This window comes from Pantoea sp. OXWO6B1 (assembly GCF_001641135.1).
GTDB lineage: Bacteria > Pseudomonadota > Gammaproteobacteria > Enterobacterales > Enterobacteriaceae > Pantoea > Pantoea allii.
In genome coordinates, this window is sequence record NZ_LWLR01000001.1 from 3,883,958 (window position 1) to 3,902,839 (window position 18,882).

Annotated in this window: 19 protein-coding genes and 2 pseudogenes; 11 read left to right on the forward strand and 10 right to left on the reverse strand. The window is 40.4% G+C overall.

The window, feature by feature from the left end; genetic code table 11:
- Positions 1–68: 68 nt before the first annotated feature.
- The 5 genes from A6A26_RS20100 to A6A26_RS20120 all read left to right on the forward strand — a co-directional run bounded on the left by A6A26_RS20100 (position 69) and on the right by A6A26_RS20120 (position 3,411).
- Positions 69–455 (forward strand): hypothetical protein, encoded by a 387-nt coding sequence (locus tag A6A26_RS20100; protein WP_063881221.1) that lies wholly within the window; start codon positions 69–71, stop codon positions 453–455.
- Positions 433–1,665: a relaxase/mobilization nuclease domain-containing protein gene (locus A6A26_RS20105; RefSeq protein WP_371559877.1), complete on the forward strand. Its 1,233-nt coding sequence runs from the start codon at positions 433–435 to the stop codon at positions 1,663–1,665. Before A6A26_RS20100 ends, A6A26_RS20105 begins: the two co-directional genes overlap by 23 nt.
- A gap of 222 nt (positions 1,666–1,887) precedes the next feature.
- Complete coding sequence (locus A6A26_RS24980) at positions 1,888–2,529, forward strand: DUF4755 domain-containing protein (protein ID WP_063880378.1); 642 nt, start codon at positions 1,888–1,890, stop codon at positions 2,527–2,529.
- Positions 2,530–2,557: 28 nt separating this feature from the next.
- Entirely contained in the window at positions 2,558–2,890 is a 333-nt protein-coding gene (locus tag A6A26_RS20115) for a hypothetical protein (RefSeq protein WP_063880379.1), read from the forward strand.
- A 194-nt stretch (positions 2,891–3,084) separates the two neighbouring features.
- On the forward strand, positions 3,085–3,411 hold the full coding sequence (locus A6A26_RS20120; RefSeq protein WP_156506684.1) for a hypothetical protein: 327 nt from the start codon (positions 3,085–3,087) through the stop codon (positions 3,409–3,411).
- Here the strand turns inward: A6A26_RS20120 and A6A26_RS20125 are convergent.
- Positions 3,399–4,190 (reverse strand): DUF4225 domain-containing protein, encoded by a 792-nt coding sequence (locus tag A6A26_RS20125; RefSeq protein WP_063880381.1) that lies wholly within the window; start codon positions 4,188–4,190, stop codon positions 3,399–3,401. The genes A6A26_RS20120 and A6A26_RS20125 overlap by 13 nt on opposite strands.
- Positions 4,191–4,272: 82 nt before the next feature.
- On the opposite strand from A6A26_RS20125, the gene A6A26_RS20130 reads away from it, so the two are divergent.
- From A6A26_RS20130 to A6A26_RS20140, 3 genes are all read left to right on the forward strand, one after another.
- A complete protein-coding gene (locus tag A6A26_RS20130; RefSeq protein ID WP_063880382.1) occupies positions 4,273–4,755 on the forward strand; it encodes an Hcp family type VI secretion system effector in 483 nt (160 codons plus the stop codon).
- A 75-nt stretch (positions 4,756–4,830) separates the two neighbouring features.
- Positions 4,831–6,447 (forward strand): AAA family ATPase, encoded by a 1,617-nt coding sequence (locus tag A6A26_RS20135; protein WP_063880383.1) that lies wholly within the window; start codon positions 4,831–4,833, stop codon positions 6,445–6,447.
- A gap of 1 nt (position 6,448) precedes the next feature.
- Positions 6,449–7,555 (forward strand): hypothetical protein, encoded by a 1,107-nt coding sequence (locus A6A26_RS20140; protein WP_063880384.1) that lies wholly within the window; start codon positions 6,449–6,451, stop codon positions 7,553–7,555.
- 49 nt (positions 7,556–7,604) lie between these two features.
- Here A6A26_RS20140 and A6A26_RS20145 read toward each other — a convergent pair whose 3' ends face one another.
- From A6A26_RS20145 to A6A26_RS20165, 5 genes are all read right to left on the reverse strand, one after another.
- Positions 7,605–8,024: a hypothetical protein gene (locus A6A26_RS20145; RefSeq protein ID WP_063880385.1), complete on the reverse strand. Its 420-nt coding sequence runs from the start codon at positions 8,022–8,024 to the stop codon at positions 7,605–7,607.
- Positions 8,025–8,119: 95 nt separating this feature from the next.
- Positions 8,120–8,539, reverse strand: a complete 420-nt coding sequence (locus tag A6A26_RS20150; RefSeq protein ID WP_063880386.1) for a hypothetical protein — start codon at positions 8,537–8,539, stop codon at positions 8,120–8,122.
- A gap of 12 nt (positions 8,540–8,551) precedes the next feature.
- Positions 8,552–10,384 carry a hypothetical protein gene (locus tag A6A26_RS20155; RefSeq protein ID WP_063880387.1) on the reverse strand — a complete coding sequence of 611 codons (1,833 nt, stop codon included), beginning with the start codon at positions 10,382–10,384 and terminating at the stop codon, positions 8,552–8,554.
- A complete protein-coding gene (locus A6A26_RS20160) occupies positions 10,377–11,897 on the reverse strand; it encodes a site-specific integrase (protein ID WP_063880388.1) in 1,521 nt (506 codons plus the stop codon). Before A6A26_RS20160 ends, A6A26_RS20155 begins: the two co-directional genes overlap by 8 nt.
- On the reverse strand, positions 11,890–13,107 hold the full coding sequence (locus A6A26_RS20165) for a tyrosine-type recombinase/integrase (protein WP_063880389.1): 1,218 nt from the start codon (positions 13,105–13,107) through the stop codon (positions 11,890–11,892). Before A6A26_RS20165 ends, A6A26_RS20160 begins: the two co-directional genes overlap by 8 nt.
- Before the next feature lie 151 nt (positions 13,108–13,258).
- On the opposite strand from A6A26_RS20165, the gene A6A26_RS20170 reads away from it, so the two are divergent.
- A complete protein-coding gene (locus A6A26_RS20170) occupies positions 13,259–13,792 on the forward strand; it encodes an ankyrin repeat domain-containing protein (protein WP_063880390.1) in 534 nt (177 codons plus the stop codon).
- 187 nt (positions 13,793–13,979) lie between these two features.
- A complete protein-coding gene (locus A6A26_RS20175; protein WP_063880391.1) occupies positions 13,980–14,387 on the forward strand; it encodes a hypothetical protein in 408 nt (135 codons plus the stop codon).
- A 94-nt stretch (positions 14,388–14,481) separates the two neighbouring features.
- On the opposite strand, the gene A6A26_RS20180 is transcribed toward A6A26_RS20175, so the two are convergent.
- The 3 genes from A6A26_RS20180 to A6A26_RS20190 form a co-directional block, all read right to left on the reverse strand.
- The gene (locus A6A26_RS20180; RefSeq protein ID WP_156506685.1) at positions 14,482–14,760 is read right to left on the reverse strand and encodes a hypothetical protein; all 279 of its coding nucleotides are present in this window, start codon (positions 14,758–14,760) and stop codon (positions 14,482–14,484) included.
- A gap of 57 nt (positions 14,761–14,817) precedes the next feature.
- Positions 14,818–15,024 (reverse strand): helix-turn-helix transcriptional regulator, encoded by a 207-nt coding sequence (locus A6A26_RS20185; protein WP_063880393.1) that lies wholly within the window; start codon positions 15,022–15,024, stop codon positions 14,818–14,820.
- Positions 15,025–15,122: 98 nt separating this feature from the next.
- Complete coding sequence (locus tag A6A26_RS20190) at positions 15,123–15,977, reverse strand: DUF6387 family protein (RefSeq protein WP_063880394.1); 855 nt, start codon at positions 15,975–15,977, stop codon at positions 15,123–15,125.
- 361 nt (positions 15,978–16,338) lie between these two features.
- On the opposite strand from A6A26_RS20190, the pseudogene A6A26_RS26080 reads away from it, so the two are divergent.
- Positions 16,339–17,529, forward strand: a pseudogene (locus tag A6A26_RS26080) (tyrosine-type recombinase/integrase).
- A gap of 232 nt (positions 17,530–17,761) precedes the next feature.
- Here A6A26_RS26080 and A6A26_RS20200 read toward each other — a convergent pair.
- A pseudogene (locus tag A6A26_RS20200) lies at positions 17,762–18,678 on the reverse strand (IS3 family transposase); the annotation flags it as partial.
- Between the last annotated feature and the right edge of the window lie 204 nt (positions 18,679–18,882).

The following is an 18,882-nucleotide window of genomic DNA, read 5'->3' on the forward strand; positions in this document are numbered from 1 at the left end:
TAATTCATCTATCGGTTATAAATAGAACAGGCATAAGGAATATGCTTATTTTTAGAAATGGAGATTCTATGAAAGATATATACCGCCCTCCCCTTGCAGAAAATCTACGTATTCATTGCGTCAGCGTCAGACTCAATAACTCAGAGCTAAATATTTTGGATCAAGAGCGTAAGCAACATGCTAAGGGCGAATGGCTTCGCATGTGCTTCATGAAAAACCAACCTGTTGTCGTTCCTGAGATCAACAGAGCGGCATGGAAAATGTTTGGCGAGATAAATCACAGACTCAATGACATTGTTAACCACCTGAACACAAAGCAGTCATGTAACCCTCTTACCAAGACTGAACTGTTCGCCGTTAAGCGACAGATCACTGAACTTCGCTCTCGCCTCCTTACCGCTGATCTATGGAGTATCCCCTCTGATGAAGGGCATGCAGAAGATCAAACGCGGTAAGAGCTTCGCAGGAGTTGTTCTATACGCTTTAAAGCATGGAACGCACCATAAAACTGACCCGGTGGTCATAGGGGGGAACATGCTGGGAGACTCAGCAGCTGAGTTGATAGCTGAGTTCACTGCTTCGGCTTCATTACGCACAGACGTGGCAAAACCGGTGTGGCACAACTCGCTCCGCCTATCCATCGGTGAATCACTCACGACAAAGCAATGGGTTATGTTTGCTGACGACTACATGAATCGCATGGGGTTCAGTGAGACGCACCTACGCTGCTATGTCATACATGACGATGAGGCCGGCCAGCACATTCATATCATTGCGAGCAGAGTGGATCTTATTGGAGGGAAGCTTTACCTAGGCAGGAATGAAAACCTAATCAGCACGCGAGTAATTCAGGAGCTTGAGATAGCGCATGAACTGACTAAAACAAAAGGTCCCTCGCCTTCACATAGCCCTTCCCCATCCAGTAAGCGTAAGAGGCTATCACGAAGTGAGGAACAGAAAGAGAAGCGCGAAGGCCAGCAAAGCCCCAAGACTTTCCTGCAGAACACAATAGATACACTCCTCAGTACTCACAATGACATTCAGAGCTTCGTTGAAGCACTTCGCGAGCACGGCATAACGCCCTTACCAAACATTTCCTCCACGGGTCGTATGAATGGTTTCTCCTTTGAATACTCAGGTATAGCTTTTAAAGCTTCGCAACTCGGTAAAGGGTATTCGTGGGCAACACTGCAAGAAAAGCTTAGCTACGAACCCGAACGTGACAATCCTCTGCTCTTTGCTTTGAAAGCTTCAGCTATGGGAGGTAATGAGACGAGTGATTCAGATATAGAAGTTACTAAGGTAGCTATTACACCGTCATTACCAGCTGCTTTTGAATCCGAACTTACGCCTCCTCCCATGCATGAACATAGAGCTGGAGCGTTTGAGACAACCGAAGCGCAAACTCAGCTCAGGATTACACATATGGCATGCGAGCAAACCAGCAGCGCAGACTGCTTCATGACAAGAGTATTGAAGTGGCTACTGAGCATTCCTTACTTGGCTGCTTTCACAGACCTGCTTAAAAAGGCAGGTAAGACGTTTCTCCACCAAAAATCCTCATTTTCGACAATTCATACAGTCCTCTCAGCTGAGCCTGAGTTATCTGAGCCATTAGGCAGCGGCGAAATACTGATTGAACGCACAGGAGTGCCCTTTCGATAACCTCCTGCCTCAACACAAATTTCAAGCCTAAGTCCTTATTTGAGCAAATAATTGATCGTTTTTACAGATCGATAAACACCATATGATAGACAATAGCTATCAAAATAAGATCATCGATCGGTACAAGTGATTTGCTTAAGTTTTGAACTCGTTCAAAAATGCGTCGTAAAAGCAGTTACCAATCAGCCAGTTATGACTCACATGACGTTAAAGGTATATAAAATGGATACAGCGGCTTTGAATGGCAGAAAAGTGCGTAAACCTTCATTCTTCCGGTCAATTCGATTCTGGATTGTTGTACTGGTGATTGTGTGGATACTGACTGATTCAAATCCAAAAGACACTGCAGGGTTCCTGTTCATGTGGACTTTACCCGCTTTCTTTTTACTACTCACAGCATACGTGTCATACACGCATAAAAGAGCCAACGCCTCGACGATTGATCAGTTGAACGTCAACAATAGCGGGATCTGGAGCCATGACTTCCAGAACACCAAAATGACCATTGATATGAATCGTGAGTTGCTAACTCTTGAGGCAGGTAAGCGTAAAAAAGCTTACAAGTTCAATGAGGTTAAAGGCTGGAGATACCACCTGGCTAATGGAGGGGAAATCGTAGCTCTTGATTTAGTCGGTATGGCGGGGGCTAAAGGTCACAACAACCTTACTCGCCTTAAAAACTTCGAGAACTCAGGGTTCTTCATACAGGTTAGAGACATTGAATGCCCGGAGTGGCAGATCAAATTTCACCCTCGTAAAGGCCGGTTTCACCATGAACGAGGGATCCGGGATACAGAAATGCAGTTAAAGCAGTGGTGTGAGATTTTTGACCAGACACTCAACAAAACCACAGCAACACAATAATTATCAATATCAAATAAGGGATTAAGAAATGAATAAACTTTCAACAGTTGCAGCCCTGTCTTTGGCGGCTCTACTTACAGGCTGCGACAGCGAACCCTCCCCTACCGAAATCCAGCAAGCTATGCAGGACAACATTGACCACACAAACCAGCAAGCCAGACAGCGGTTCGGTGAAAACAGCAAAGACATGCTCACGACTCTGAACAAAGCTGAAAAGGTTTCCTGCAAAGAGTCAGAGGCAAAAGGCACTTATCTCTGCAAAGTTGATACAGACATTACTCTGCCATACCTCGGAGAAAAACAGACTGTGGCTGAATTCAAATTCACTAAAAATGAGGGTAACTGGAAAGTATCACCTTAATTTAATCCAACAATTAACAAACTCATTTTTCAACGAAATTTCAAAGCACATATTTTATGCGCAAGTGTTAGCACCAGGGAACCATTCAAAAAAATAAAAAAACCAGAAGCCTTTCAAATGTGTGTCCGGTTTGTATAGGGCTTAGGTAATGAGTTACAATCAGACTATCGTAAGACAAATGAATGACGCTCATTATGAACAAAATGCAAATCGAAGAAATGCTTGTAAAAGAAGGATTTACACCAAAAGAAGTCTCTGTGATACGTCAGCATGCTGAGAAAGACGGTTATCCTTATCCTTGGCTCCTTTCACAGTTAAAGAAAAGATTCATAGTTGCAATGATATTAATAGCAATCCTTCTCGCAGGGTTCATCTATACCATTCGCAGTGGTACACAAGAAAACCTTGTTTCGTATTCAATCACGCTTGTAGCAGGTTTCGTTATTTTATATATATTCGTACCTTTGAAACCTGCATTTAAAGCTTACAGATTCATGAAAAAGCATGGTCAATCTTTGTAAGTATCAGAGATTGATTTAATGGCTGAAGCGTCATTATAGACTTCTATGAATAGCTCTTTTCTGCTCATTTCCTTAATACCGCGAACGTAGTCGGTATTAAGAAAATAGTAGAGCCGCCAGGCCTCAGGTTTTTGTACCAGACGCACGATGCCATAGAGAGACAGTGCCAGATCCATTGAACTGTATGCTAACTGCCCAACCCTCTGATCGAACCCTAAAAACTCAGCTGTTGCTACATAACCCTGTTTGAGTAATCCCACACTATCAGTTTTGCCATATACCAGGTTCTCAACAGACTCCTGAAAACCGTTGAGTCCATGCAGAACCAACATTCCCCCAAAGGCTGAACCTATGATTGTCCCTGACGCTAGGGAAGCACCGATCACTGATACACCGGCTATTACCTGCATACCGCTCAGCACTACCCCAACACCATTGATTACATAGCCCCAAAAATCTCCATTCTTGACCAATTGTACCGAAGCATGAACCGCAGCTGTTCCTGCTCTGAGCATTCTGTCCTGAATCGTAAGGTATTCATTTTCCTTTTTGAGATTTTGGATGCACTCCTGACATTGATCATCAGTGGAGTCTGAACGGATAACGTTAAGCTGAGCGTTAACGAAAGCTTTAACGTTATCCTGAAACTGTAACCTATTAAATCCGTCTTTAAGGTAGATGTGAGAAAGGTGATTAGCATTGCTAAGCAGCTGATTTGCCTCAGCATGAGCCATAGTCAGAAAGTAATCCTTGAATCGTTCTGGTTTCCAGTAGTCCATGACTGTGCCTTTATGTCATTATACGCATCATTAAGTTTATTTAATCAGATTACCCTTCTCAGGGAAAGAAAAAGGACCAGTCATGAGTACAGATCTCTTCTTGAAAATTGATGGAATTACAGGTGAATCACAGGACAGTAACCATAAAGGCTGGATTTCTATTGAATCTTTCACATGGGGCGCGAACCAGCCAGGGAACATGTCAGTTGGAGGCGGAGGTGGTGCTGGAAAAGTTCAGTACCGCGATCTCTCGGTTCAAGCCCAGATAGACAAAGCAACTCCAGCAATAATGCGCTATGTCTCTAACGGCAAGCATATTGGTAAGGTAGAGCTATCGGTATGTAAGGCCGGAGGGAGTCAAATCGAGTATTGCCGCATTACGCTTGAAGACGTTCTTATCACCAATGTGATTTTCAATGGCACTACAAATCGTGATTTGATCGGTGTCTCATATCAGTTCCAGGCTTCAAAAGTTAAAACTCAGTACTGGGAGCAATCTGCAAGCGGCGGTAAAGGTGCAGAAAGCCAGTCAGGATGGGACATTAAAAGCAATAAAGAAATGTAATTTCACTTATCGAAAAAATTACATCTATCAAAACTTTAATACTTATAGTTAAAACATGATTTATAGGATTAATTTATGTTAAAAGGTCTTGGCGTTAAAAACCTGAGAAGCTTCGAAAACTATGCTTATAGCGAATTAAAACCATTGACAGTTTATTTAGGAAGGAATAGTAGTGGCAAGAGTTCCTTGATACGTTTATTTCCACTTTTGCGTCAATCTGTGCAGGAAACAACAACAGGCCCAATACTTTGGTACGGTAGATTTGTAGATTATGGAAATTTTAGTGAAGCTATTTGTAAAAACGGTCAAAATAAAGATATTATCACTTTAAAGTTTGATTTGAGTATTCCCTTAGGTGTTGGTTTTGATTATTTTTACAGCACAGGTCAATATTATAAAGGAGATTACTTGACCGAAGTTTCGGTAGAATTGAATATAACTGAACATGATAAAAAAACTCTCACCAAGTCAATAAGCTTTGAGATAAATGGTGCAAAAATATTAATCACCCCTTCTTTTTCTGGTGAAAAAACTTCTGTTATAGCATCATCAAATACATACGAACATTCAATTGAAGCGCAACCTTCTTTACAAAGAGATTTTAAATTTTTTCCCGATTTAATCTGGACACCAGAGCCACAAAAAAAACAAAATAAAGAAACAAGTCTTTGGGTAAAAAATAATTCTGATGATCGCTATTTAGATTACAGCAGCCATAATACTCAATTGAACAATGTTAGGTATCATAATAAAAAAACTGCAGAAGCAGCTGCACAAGCAATAAAAAAATTCTTCCATTCCTCTACAAGTATATCTACGATTGCAAAAGGTGTTTTAGAAATATATTGCTTCAGTAGAGAAGAAACAAAAAAACAGACTCTTGAAATATTTAAAACACAAAAATATTTCCTTGGTAAAATCAAAGACTCTGAAGCAATGGAAGATTTACTAGATGTTTTATTCCCCTTTGTTTTGTTAAAAAACTATCAGAGAACCACTAATGTCATAAACCACTCACTGAGAGAATCTTTTTTATCAGTAAAATATTTAGGTCCGATCCGAGCCAATAGTGAGAGATTTTATCGTTTTCAGGATCTACAAGTTGATGAAATGGATCATACGGGATCTAACGTCGCAATGATTCTTAATGCAATTTCAGACACTGAAAAAAACAAGTTCCAAGAATGGACCAAAGAAAACTTTGGTTTTATTGCATTAGTGACTACTGATGGCTCTCACTATGCAATAAAAATCAAAACTGAAAACGATGTAAATGAGCATAACATTAATGATATGGGTTATGGTTTCTCTCAGGTTTTACCTATTATTATGTCCGTATGGTTAGAAATTCAAGATCGTTCTGAGAGTCGAAAGGAGGTAATATTTGTCATAGAGCAGCCTGAACTCCACCTTCATCCTGCATATCAAAATAAAGTAGCATCTCTTTTTGCAAAGGTTATTAATTCAGTACGCGGCACCAATAAAAATATTAAATTCATTTTTGAAACCCATAGTCAATCAATGATTGATGCTATTGGTGATTGTATTCAGAATAATATAATTAGCAAAGATGATGTAAATATAATGATTTTTGAAAAAAACAAAGATTCTGGCAGCTCTACCTACACAGCAAACTTTGATGATGAGGGATATTTTATCAACTGGCCTGTTGGCTTCTTCTCTGGAGAATAATATGTTAATCGAACTATTCACCTCCAGAAAAATAGATTTAGACGATAATAAAATTGAAACTTCTATTCAAAATATCTTATGTGCACATCGTGAAAGGAAACATATTGTAATTTCTGATGAAAGTTTTTTGAAAGAGATGTCTCTCCACAAAAACTTAGGTGCAGTTAACTGCAATACTGCACAAAATATCCTTCAACATACAAAAGAAATGCATCTTATAAAAAATAAAGTTAAATATTTTTGTAGAGTAGACATGTCATCTTCTGCAAATGGTGTTATTGGATGTGATAAAAAAGACAATTACTTTACAGTTGGGTATAATTTTTTTAATGATTCTTCAGTTTCTCAGCAAACCAAACTACTTTGCGAAGATATAAATGATTATAAATTATACAAAATAATTGGGGAGCATTACAAACACAGCCAAAAGATGTTAGGTATTAATATTAATTTTGATGTAGTAAGCGGTGGCGGCGGGGGAACTAAGGCAAATTACGACCATATAAAAAATATGCAAAAACTATGCTTCTGCCTTCTTGATACGGATAAAAAACATCCTCGCTCTAAGTTGGGTTCAACTGCAAGAAAATTTAAAGAGTCTGACAATAGTCCTTTTTGCAAATTTTTCATTATCGAATCCCATGAAGTTGAATCTTTAATACCCATGGAAATAATTGAAGAGGCTATTAAACTGAAAAAATTAGACAGTAAATACCTTGATTCACATGATCAACTAAAAGCTCTTATTGCTTACTCATCCGAATTAAAAAAATATTTCGATCACAAACTGGGCATGTCCGTTAAAACAATCAACGAGATAGATGAGACATACAATGACAGATTTTGGCATGATCCCCTAGAAAAAGCTCCTAACTTCAAACGTAACAAATGTGTTAGAGATATGAATTGTTCGTGTAAAGAACCTTGTATTGCAGTACCTGGATTTAGTGAAAAATTATTAAACGCAAGCTCAGAAGTTTTATCAAGCTTCAATCTAGCAAGGTTACCCCCATTACTACCGCCACATATGAAAGATGAGTGGGATAATATTGGTGAGTTACTTTTTAGTTGGGGATGCGCTTTATCTAATCGAGCGAGAACTTCTTAAAATATTAAAAAAAAGAGCCGTATTCTATGGCTCTTTTTTTGAATTTCGTTTAAATTCTTTTTTTCTTTCTCTTACTCCTAGCCGCAACGACCTGATTCAAGAGTACAGCTTTCTCATATTTTACCCTTTCCTCACGATAAATATTTTCCGCCTCTTCTTCATTATCAATGGCATAATGAATCATAAAGCGAAAGAAAAACGTGATCTCATGTTTATAGCCAAGGTGCTGACTGATTCTTAGAGAACTCGATTTAAGAGCGTTTGAAAGCATAGATATGATCGTAAAACGATCAGCAACATCTGTTTTAAATTGTGGAAGGTAGTACTTAATGTAGTAGCCGACACAGAATAGCCACATATATCTAATTATCTTGTCCTGAGCAAAACCTGATTTTTTTAATCTCTCAATGAACATTTGTAAAAGCAAAAGTAACTTTTCTTCCCTTGAAAGAGCGTCTGTATTTTTCATAGATTGCGTCCTTGCAAAATTGATCAACCACTCCCTGGTTGTATATACAAGATAACATATAATTTTAATTGCGCAATACCTGCGCAACTAAATATTTAATCAGCATTTGTTTCCCTGTCTATCTTGGGTAATCCATTATTAAGTTGTTCAAAACTGATTCCGTGATTTATAGCATTAAACTGCCATACAACGAACCGCTCTTCCAGACTCCTCAGCTCTTCTGCCAGCATTTTATTTTTGAATTCGAGATTCCTGATGCGCTGTGAGGCAACTTTCAAATTAGCTGGCCGTTTTTCTTCATCATTACCAGACTTAATATTTTTCTTCTTAATATTGAAAGCCATGACAATATCTTTGTGAAGCCCCAGTGACTGACGGGTTGGTCGCTTACCAATCAGAGGTTCAAGCCTGTCACAAAGATATTCCCATGAAAGCTTACCTGACTTCTCACTGTCCCAACCTGCTATTGTGTTTTTAATTATGTTGATGTCTTTATTATCTAGATGTTTAGCCATATGACTCTCCTTTTAATTATGATTTATCCTTTCATTTCCAATCAGTTCATTCCTGCTCACGCCAGTGAGATTTTTCATATGTGTAAAATCATCACCATTCAGTCTTACCAACGCCCCATCCTCAAGTTTTTTGCTTTTGAGTAACGCTATCAAATCCAGAAGTCTAGCTTGCGTTTTTTCGTGATAGGCCGCCCACTTGTCAGCCCCGTACTCCTCGTCTTCCATGTCAACCTTTGCCTTTTCAATAAGCTGCTCTGTGTATGCTGCAGTAGCTTCCAGCCTGCCTAGCGAGTCTTTGTCCCCTTTCACGCACGTATGATCGCTGCAATTGATACAGTCCCTGAACTTCGTACACGGTGAGATTACGTAGTCATGAGTGCAGTAGCCGAACTCTGTCACGTGAATGGCTGCGTGGCCTGTATCCTTGACATCAATACGCCATGAAGGCTTTGCTACAGCTCGTGGGGTGGTGTTTTCTGGTTTAATGCCAATATTCTGCACATTATGCTTAACTGACTCCCGAACCTTCTCTTCCTGGCTGACGTGGTTATAAGTTCTGTTTTGTGTTTCCCTCACTCGTCCTGACCACTTGGCCAGTTCAAAATCGCCAAGGCCACCACGTTGTGCAATTGTATTAAGTAAGTGTCTTGCCTGATGACTTCTGAGTGAAAGGCTGTTTCCATTTGCCCCTCTGTATCCGTGCCTGTCAAATATCGTTGTAATTGAATGATTCCGACGATATTCAGTGCTTCCCAGACTGGTGCTAACCATAGTGGCAGTTGGTCTGAAAAGAGATCTTTGCGTCGTTAAACTTGCACTGAGCTGATATCGGAACAGAAGACATAGTGCGTTGCTGTATCGAATGTTCTTTTCTTTATCGTACCAGGGGAAGTCTGGGTAAAGCTCTCGGCCCTTACCGGAAATCTCAATCTCTCTGGCATATGTGCGGGCGTTTTCTGAAAGAGTCCTCAGCCTCCTGATAGCTATCTCAGCAACCGGGACCATGACTTCAGGTATCCATTTCACATTTCCACCAAAGCCTTTTTCGGAATAGAATCTCAGCCCATACCTCAGCTTTCCTTCTCTGTCCGCTTCACGGATTTCACAATACGCAGGGAGCGTCAGGATTTCTGTTACTCTGGAAGGTGCACACATAAGCAACGCAAAGACGGAGCTTATGAACACGTCCATTTCTGAAAGCTGACCGTCTGGAAGTGCGAAGATTTCAGCGATAGCATTCAACGACTCTTCGTCAGGTAACTTTGCCTCACGGGCCTCTTGTGCAGTTTTAGTGAGCCTGTTGCTTGCTTCCTGCGCTCTGAGTGGACTCTTCCAGAGCAGTGACTGCATGATCAGGAATTCTTTTTCTCTGAGAAATGAAAGCAGTCCTTCCAGTACTTTACCGCAGGCATGCGCTACTGCTTTGTTGTATGCGCTTCTTAAAGTGACAACGCACTGCTCCAGAACAGTGAGGTTAACGTACTGAATATGACCCCGCCCATTGACCTGCAAGAGGGCTGCCTCAAGTGTTCTGAAAACAATATTCAGACGCTGATTGATTTTCTTGCCTCCATTCATGTAGTGGTAAAGGACATAGCTTTTAGCGAACTCAATAAAATTCTTGTCTAATGGCTCATTTACAATAACAGAGCTTTTTTTGACGCCTTTGACAGGGGTTTTAGTGAAAAGGAAAACTTTTGACCAGTTAACCTCCTCCCAGCTCACAAGGTCGTTTTTATTGAGAGTGAACCGAGAGTAGCTCACAAAATCATCTATTTTCTGCGCGCAATATTTTTCCCTGCGCGTTTCGAGCACTTTTAACTTATCATTTTTAATATCATCCATTTAACACCTCCGGGTTTGTTTTGATTTCTTTGCACTTATTTATCACCTCTGATACTGCAATAATTGTTCTATCAAGTATTTGTATAGTCATAGGATCAGCCACTATGCACTGAATCCTGTTACGCTCATCGAGTAAATATTCGAGTAATTTTTCATGCGGCCCTTCAACAAAAGGTCTGAAATGCATGCAGGTGTAACAGGGTATGGGCACACATGCTGTGCAGGATTTGCAACTGGCGCATTGCCCTGACTTTTCACCAGTATTGATTCTGATGTTGCCACCGGGATATTTATCCTCACTTTTGTTAATCAGCACTCCCTGAAACATCTTTGCGTAGTAACCAAGCTCAGTGGAAACGGCATCTTCGATTCTATTTAAACTATCTGGACCTGACTGAACATAAACGCCTGTATACATTAAAGTGGAATGATCAAGTAATTCGCCTATGACGACTTCTCCGTAGCCCTCTCTTGCGAGCCGTGTACCTAACGTATAGCGAAACCGCCGGGCATTCATATTTATTACTTCACCCGTCCTTTCCGAGATTACGTTCTCTGTTGTAGCTATTCTTTTGAGCGTTTGAGTACACTTTATCGCATAGGCATGAAGTCTGTCTGAGGAAAGAATCTCATGTAGATTCTCACAATCAACAATCGCTTCAAGCCTTTCCTGACAGACAAACAATGGTAATTCTAATATCTCTCTTTCAGAGAGCTTTCTGCCAAGCTGCTTGCTAAAAGCCTCAGAAACAATACGAGCCTGCTCTTTAAATATGTTGAATAATTCATTTGTAATTCTGAATCGCCTGAATGAGGCTCTGTATTTTTCACCTTGCTTTATTCTGGGAACATTTATATAGCATTCGTTTATGATTCGTTCGTTTATGATATCTTTAGTTTTTATCTGTGTGATTTGTAAACTTCTTCTTCCCGTATGAATGGTGATTAAGGCCATTGCCAGATCAGAATAGGATATCGTCCCCTTCTGGTATGCGCGTGAGACAGCATCGTAAAAGTTATCAAACTCCATATCTGTCAGAGGTCCCTGATAAGGGTCTCGTCTTTTAACCACCTCCCCCTTTTTATTGTCTTTTATCGTCCAGTTATCCACGAGATCTACACCGTTTGGGGTAATCCCTTCAAAACCTAGCTCATACCATTTTTTGATTAGGATCCTGAGACAAATAAGATCCTGATTAGAGAAATTATTACTTGATTTTGCTGTTAACATTACAGCTTCGTCAATTGAATCAAAACTCATAAACGAAATGAATTTCATGAAAACTCTGTTAATTTGCTTAACTGAACCGGGGCTAATTTCTTCTGCGAAATATTTCAGTGTATTCAGATAACCGTACCTGAGGTTATCTGGCATCCTTTCAGTGACCTCACCCACATTCAATTTAATATTTCTGCTCAGCTCCCAGAATTCATCATCCAATCCGAACGTGTAACTTTCATTTTTTGCCTGAAAGATATCTCGATGCGCATTCTTAAAACTTAATTTATTCATAGGAGACCTCGCTGCGCTTTTTAAAGATATTATCCTGAAGTTGCAATGCTGCTTTTACTGATTCATTAACAATAAATCGTCTGTTGTATATTTGTGCTGTTCCAGAACCCGGCTCCCACCCCATATGGTCTGAACGCATTTTCTCTTGCATCTCTTCACTCACATACTCAGTGCTTTCATCCATTAGTTTCGAAAACAGATAGTTCCAGGTGTGTCTGAACTTATGTCCGGTTAACTGGCTTAAACCTGAGTCAATGCTTCTCAGTCTGTAAATGATCTTATGGTAAGAAGGAACGGACAGAGGATCGCCACGTGTCTCACCTTCTTTGTGCGTAATAAAAAGGTATCCGTGCTTTTTCTTTCTGATATTGGCTTTTCTTTCGCCTGTAATATATGAATGGAGAAGTCTGGTAAGTTCGTCAGACATGGGTAAATTTCTTTCAAGCGTTTTTACGAGGGGCTGATTGACTCTTGTGTCCTCAATACTGTCAGCCCTTCGTCTTATGAAAAGCATTTGCGCTGCAAAATCAATATCTTCTACTCTCAGGTTCAATAACTCTCCACACCTTATCCCTAGCGAATGTAATATCGTGACTATAAGCTGATTTCTCTGGCGAACTTTTTTGTCGAATGGATTAAATTCACATTGAGGATTAATAACAGAATGAAGCATATCCAGGTCTTCTTCTTCAATTGTTTTATAGACATTGCCTTCTGAATTCCTGTATTTTATCTTCGGCCTTCTGGCTTTTATTTTTTTCACAAAGCAGGAGATTTTCCTATAGCCATCATCTATATTCTTGATAGTTAGCTGACACAACCATTCGAGATATTTCGCTATTGTCGTAAGCCGTATGTACTTTGTCGCACTGCATACTCCAGGATGATGATCTTTGATATTAATCACTTTCGCAGTTCTCATCCTCTTTCCGACAAAATCCCGCAGAAGATCAATTTCGTTGTTATCCAGGAATCTTGCTGTTTGAATTCGCTCTTCAATGTCTATATTGCGTATAAAAAGAAACCGATAAAAAAGTGCGATACACCCTGCCTGAGTCTCAATTGTCTTTATCGATTCACTACTGTTTCTCAGTTGTGTAGTAATAAATAAACATGGATAAAATACCGGGATACCTGTTTTCTTGTTTTTTATAATGCAGTAGCGCTCACCATTTTTCATTTTAAACGTTTTAACACCAAATCTTTCCATAAACTCTCCTTTTTTTTCAGTTAAATTCTTTGCAAAACAGGTATAGGTTAAATATTCAAAAACAATGACCTACAATAATTTTGCAAGAATATTTTATTAATATACCGCTTAATAACTGTCAATAAAGGATGGTCCTAAATATTCTTTCCAAATGTTAATAAGGTATATATTAGGTGCAGATATAAATACCGAAACCAGTCTTGGTGATAATGCATTATTTTTTTCAGATGCTGAAACGACATCTTACTTAATTGAGCAAGGCATTAATTTTACCCATAAAAACAGGCAAGGTGAAACGGCAATTTTCCATTCCGAGAAAGAAGCTTTGAAAATTTTACTTAATGCTGGGTTAAACGTTAACCATACTAATTCTTATAACCAGAATGCTTTGTTTTTCGTTAATGATTTGGAATCAATCGATATTCTTGTCAAAGCAGGAATTAACATTAATCATATTGACTCATTCGGCAATAATGCACTTATGACACTACTTCCTATTCTTGAAGAAAATGAAGAATGTTTTCAGATTATTGATTACTTCTTTGAACATGGCTTAAATATTAATCAGGTTAATCATGAAGGCTATAATCTTTTATTTATAGGTGGTTATCAGTATGCAAAATATTTCATTAATAAAGGTATTTTCTATTTACCTGATACCTTAAAAACACTCTGCGTAGCTTGATATAACTGACTTCGCATTATCTCTGTAAAGAATTTTGCAAAATTTAAGCTATTTTGGCTTTTAATTCTTTCCATTTTTATCGACAACTTCCACGGCATTAACTTTAAATAACATAACTTTTTAACTAGTCAATAGTTGCTTTTATTTCATAATTGGTTATACATGAATAAAAACTTGGGGAGAGCCTATGATTGACATTAAAAACAACCTGGAAATTATGTGGATATATTTTCCTGAAAATGAACATGAAATCTTGCAAGAATTAAATGAATCCTCCGCCTTCGATTTCTACGAACGCTACCTATTAGAGTTATCAGCAAGTGAGTTCCTTGATTTCTTCCAATATTTATCTGACTTCAAAATCGACAATGACCTTGATGATCAACATTCAATATCTCAACTCATTAGCTATGGCTTTGGTCAGAAATCTACTCTCGACGGAGAATCACAATTCGAAAACTTTCAGTCTATTCAATCACGTGTTGCCGATCTTAGAAACGAACATTTAACTCAAAGAATTAAAAATGAACAGGAAGTGTTGCATTCGAAGATTGAACTACTATCAGAAACCATAAAAAAGCAAGGCAGATTGTAATTCATATATATAAAGGGCCATGCATATGTTACATGACCCCATTACTATTACTGCCATATTAACGCTATAAAAATACGATTTGTTTAAAATAACCTTACAACTTGAAATTCTTGAATTCATGTTCAGATTTAAACAAAAGGATTATTTTGGCCAGATTCTCAACATCTGCTTTCTGCTTAAATAAAGACATCCATATTGAAAAGACTGCGTACTGTAATTTAAACTCAAATTCAAAAACAGTTGATATTGCACCCTTTATATTTCCTGAGAGATATTCTCCTAACCAGAAAGCAATACTTTTGGAAAATTCATCATTACACATGGCTGTAACTGCAACATGATCGAATCTTTCATTAAATGATTGTTTTTCCATAGACCTAAAATATTCATTAGTACTAATAAAATCGTTCAACTTCACATTAAAGCCCTCTTAAATGGTTTCGTTTCGTGATTTAGAAATTAATACCTCTATCCACTCATCAATCTCACCCTCAATAAATGCCACCGCACGAGAGCCAATTTTGATAGGTTGAGGAAATTGCTTTTTACTAATAAGTTTATAAATCCATGACTTGCTATAACCTGTTTTATTTATTACCGCACTTAAGCGAATGAGCTTTTTATTTGAAATGTTCATACTGACGCTCTCTCTTCTGTTTCGATGAGAGCTACATTACAGGAGGAAGATCGGGTGAGTGAGTGTGGCTCGTGACAACGGAGCCACTGGAGGCGGGGTCAGTTGGAATCCGAGAGTTTCATGACGTCTGAAACTCTCATATTTTTAAGGTGGGGGTTTCGATTTATGAAGAAGTTGAATTGCCGAATGAAATCAATAGTTGCTGCTTTCATAGCCAGTGGTCTATCAGCGTCTTTGATTTGGTAGTTAAGACGGATTACTGTCTCATCGTCTTCGTCTGTGTACAGCAGTCTGGAAAGCCGCTCGTCTGAAACACGCAGGTCATACATCTTTGCCCATAAAAGAACATCGAGCATTGCTATGAGACGATAAGAGATAACCTTCTTGATTGTGCCGTAGCCGAAGCGCACAGCCCCTGACTCGTCAGCTTCAATCCCCTTCACGCGTCTCCATTGCGGAAGTGCTGACTTGATAGACTCTGCAATTTCATCGTCTGTACCACTGGCAAGGTCGATTTCTAAAAGGACGGTGCTCTCACATATCGCTGACATAACCGTAGATACATGGGCTTCATGATGGGGAAGGTTTACGCAGTACTCGTCACTACCTTGCTCCCAGGAGAACAGATTGACCCGGAGACCCGTTACACTAAGTTGAGCAAGGCGGCTTATGTCTGTGATGAAGATATGCGGTGGGCTTTGAAGAGTTTGATCATCTTGCATGTAGTTAAGCTGTTCGGGCTCGAAGAGGAAAGGCTTCCCATTGAAGATCTGTCTCATATACCCACCGAGGCCGATCTTTTCTTCTTCTGTGGACCAAGGTTTAAAGAGCAATGCCCTTGCCCACAGCTCATGATAGAGACAGTTAAGCGTGGTCTCTTCGAACTTTCTATAGCTTGAAATGTTCAGCCAGGATTTGACTGCTTTAGTATCTTCTGTTGACCAGTTTTTCAAAGCTTATTCCTTCACGATTTCTCCATGAAAAGAGTATAATCAACACTGTTCAATCAACGTCATAAAGCTATTTTGAAGAATAAAGTTTTTTGTTGGTATCTTTGTTGGTACAAATGATTTCAAATTTCATTTTTCTCTTAAATTAAGTCACTTAACCGAAGGTTCGATTCCTGCAGGGGACACCATATACACTTCTCCTGACATCTACCGAATTCAATAAAACCCATTTATAATCAGCGACAAACCCTCTATTCTGGCTATGCGACGTCAACAGATGTCTACCCATTTCAACGCGAATCAATAAACGCTTGGGGGCCTTAGTGGGGGCTTATCCTGTTCAATGAAAATCGAGGCCCCCAAAATGCCCTTAAATGCGCGTCAGGTCGAGACTGCAAAACCCAGTGACAAAGCCTATAAGCTCACTGATGGTGGAGGGCTATATCTCATGGTCAATACTAACGGTTCAAAGTACTGGCGCATGAAGTATCGATTTGCCGGGAGAGAGAAAAAGCTCTCATTCGGAACCTACCCGGATATTTCACTTGCGGAAGCTCGCGCTAAACGAGATGAGGCAAGAAAGGTATTGGCGAATGATAAGGATCCCGGAGAGGTCAAAAAAGCCGCGCAGTTAGCCAAAAAGCTCTCGGTTACCAACACATTTGAAGCAATTGCTCTCGAATGGTACAACGCAAAAGTATCTGGCTGGTCGAAGAGTTATGCTGATTACGTCAATCGAGCTTTTAAAAATAATGTCTTTCCCTATCTTGGCTCCCAGCCGGTAAATGAAATAAAGCCGCTAGAGCTTTTGTCTGTGTTGCAACGAATAGAAAAGCGGGGAGCGTCTGAGCTCACAAGCAAAGTACGCCAGCGTTGTAGTGAGGTTTTTCGCTACGCGATTGTGACAGGTCGTGCCGAATACAACCCAGCAGCTGATCTTGGTAGCGCTTTACAAGGCCATGAGAAACAGCACTATCCCTTTCTTACCGCCGCAGAGCTGCCTGAGTTTTTGCAAAAGCTATAAAGTTACTCTGGAAGTCTTATTACCCTTCTCGCAACCCGATTGCTCTTGCTGACAGGATTGAGAACTGTAGAATTACGTCTGGCTGAATGGCATGAAATAGACTTCGATAATCGTATCTGGGAAATCCCCAAAACTAGAATGAAAATGAAACGTCCTCACATTGTCCCATTATCGGCTCAATCCTTGAGCGCTCTTCGTCAATTGGGAGAGTTAACAGGAAACTATCAGCTCATTTTTGCGGGGCGAAATGATGTGAACAAACCGATGAGTGAGGCTAGCATTAATATGGTTCTTAAAAGGATTGGTTATGATAAGAGAGCAACCGGCCACGGTTTTCGCCACACAATAAGTACCATTTTGCATGAACAGGGTTTTAATACTGCATGGATCGAGACGCAACTCGCTCATGTGGATAAGAACAGTATTCGTGGCACATACAACCATGCACAGTATTTGGAAAATCGTCGCGAGATGATGCAGTGGTACGCTGATTTTATTGATGAACCAGAAGGTACAAATACAGCAGTATAAAAGCTCAGCCCGTAACAGGGCTGAGCCTCAGCGCGTTTGTTTTTTTTAATAAATTAATCAAAATTTCGTATAATTTGCTCAACCATATCAACGATCATGATGGACTGATCTTACGCCAGTAGACAATTTATGTCCTCGCAACGAGGTCTGTCGAAACACCTTTGTAGTGGCGCTAACCAACTCTTCTAGGTGGCACCAGGTGGCCACAGGCAGCTTTTACGAAGTGTAGTGGTCAACAAAAACTGGCCACCGCGTTAGAGTTTTTCCAGTATCGATTTTCCGATTCGTTTGGTGGTAACCCACCATTATATTCATGCGGCCTGAGTGCGCTGTAATATCCAACGATATAGTCCGTTATTGCGTGAGCTGCGTCGCTGAAGCTTACATAACCCGTCACTGGCACCCATTCGTTCTTCAGACTCCGGAAGAAGCGCTCCATTGGGCTATTATCCCAGCAGTTTCCACGCCGACTCATACTCTGTTTGATCCGGTATCGCCACAGTAACTGCTGGAACTGCTGGAACTGCTGGAACTGCCTGCTTGTATAATCGCTGCCCTGATCGCTGTGGAACATCACTCCGACGGGCTTGCCGCGCGTTTCCCATGCCATTTCCAGCGCTTTCATGGTGAGTCTGCTGTCCGGTGAGAACGACATTGCCCAGCCTACTGGTTTCCTTGCGAACAGGTCGAGAACAACAGCGAGGTACGCACAGCGCTTACCTGTCCAGATACAGGTCACATCACCGCACCACACCTGCTTTGATTCTGTTACGGCGAACTGCCGCTCAAGATGATTCGGGATAGCAATGTGCTCATGACCACCACGTTTATACCGGTGAGTCGGCTGCTGGCAACTGACCAGCCCCAGCTCTTTCATGAGCCTGCCAGCGAGCCAGCGCCCCATCTGGTAGCCTCTCTGGGTTGCCATTGTGGCGATGCTTCTTGCCCCGGCCGAACCGTGGCTGATGCCATGCAGCTCAAGTACCTGACTGCGTAATACAGCCCGTCTGGCGTTTCAGGACGGTTTTTCCAGTATTTGTAACTGCTGCGATGAACCCCGAACACATGGCAGAGAGTGACCACAGGATACTGCGCTCTGAGTTTCCCGATTAACGAAAACTGTTCAGGGAGTCTGACATCAAGAGCGCGTTCGCTGGATCTTTGCTTTATTGTTAACAAACCCATCGCCGAAGTCCTTTTACAACTACAGGAACAACAGGTTGTTGTGACAGAAGGACCAGTGAGCAGAACGGGGGCGACAGGTAACATTGTGTCTGTTTATATCCGCGACCCAGATTTAAATCTTATTGAGCTATCAGCTTATGAGTAAAAGAGGCGGCAGTGTTACTAAAC

Bases quoted from the DNA above. Each gene is read 5' to 3' on its own strand.
- A6A26_RS20100 (WP_063881221.1), top strand. From the start codon at position 69: ATGAAAGATATATACCGCCCTCCCCTTGCAGAAAATCTACGTATTCAT.
- A6A26_RS20105 (WP_371559877.1), top strand. From the start codon at position 433: ATGCAGAAGATCAAACGCGGTAAGAGCTTCGCAGGAGTTGTTCTATAC.
- A6A26_RS24980 (WP_063880378.1), top strand. From the start codon at position 1,888: ATGGATACAGCGGCTTTGAATGGCAGAAAAGTGCGTAAACCTTCATTC.
- A6A26_RS20115 (WP_063880379.1), top strand. From the start codon at position 2,558: ATGAATAAACTTTCAACAGTTGCAGCCCTGTCTTTGGCGGCTCTACTT.
- A6A26_RS20120 (WP_156506684.1), top strand. From the start codon at position 3,085: ATGAACAAAATGCAAATCGAAGAAATGCTTGTAAAAGAAGGATTTACA.
- A6A26_RS20125 (WP_063880381.1), bottom strand. From the start codon at position 4,190: ATGGACTACTGGAAACCAGAACGATTCAAGGATTACTTTCTGACTATG.
- A6A26_RS20130 (WP_063880382.1), top strand. From the start codon at position 4,273: ATGAGTACAGATCTCTTCTTGAAAATTGATGGAATTACAGGTGAATCA.
- A6A26_RS20135 (WP_063880383.1), top strand. From the start codon at position 4,831: ATGTTAAAAGGTCTTGGCGTTAAAAACCTGAGAAGCTTCGAAAACTAT.
- A6A26_RS20140 (WP_063880384.1), top strand. From the start codon at position 6,449: ATGTTAATCGAACTATTCACCTCCAGAAAAATAGATTTAGACGATAAT.
- A6A26_RS20145 (WP_063880385.1), bottom strand. From the start codon at position 8,024: ATGAAAAATACAGACGCTCTTTCAAGGGAAGAAAAGTTACTTTTGCTT.
- A6A26_RS20150 (WP_063880386.1), bottom strand. From the start codon at position 8,539: ATGGCTAAACATCTAGATAATAAAGACATCAACATAATTAAAAACACA.
- A6A26_RS20155 (WP_063880387.1), bottom strand. From the start codon at position 10,384: ATGGATGATATTAAAAATGATAAGTTAAAAGTGCTCGAAACGCGCAGG.
- A6A26_RS20160 (WP_063880388.1), bottom strand. From the start codon at position 11,897: ATGAATAAATTAAGTTTTAAGAATGCGCATCGAGATATCTTTCAGGCA.
- A6A26_RS20165 (WP_063880389.1), bottom strand. From the start codon at position 13,107: ATGGAAAGATTTGGTGTTAAAACGTTTAAAATGAAAAATGGTGAGCGC.
- A6A26_RS20170 (WP_063880390.1), top strand. From the start codon at position 13,259: ATGTTAATAAGGTATATATTAGGTGCAGATATAAATACCGAAACCAGT.
- A6A26_RS20175 (WP_063880391.1), top strand. From the start codon at position 13,980: ATGATTGACATTAAAAACAACCTGGAAATTATGTGGATATATTTTCCT.
- A6A26_RS20180 (WP_156506685.1), bottom strand. From the start codon at position 14,760: ATGGAAAAACAATCATTTAATGAAAGATTCGATCATGTTGCAGTTACA.
- A6A26_RS20185 (WP_063880393.1), bottom strand. From the start codon at position 15,024: ATGAACATTTCAAATAAAAAGCTCATTCGCTTAAGTGCGGTAATAAAT.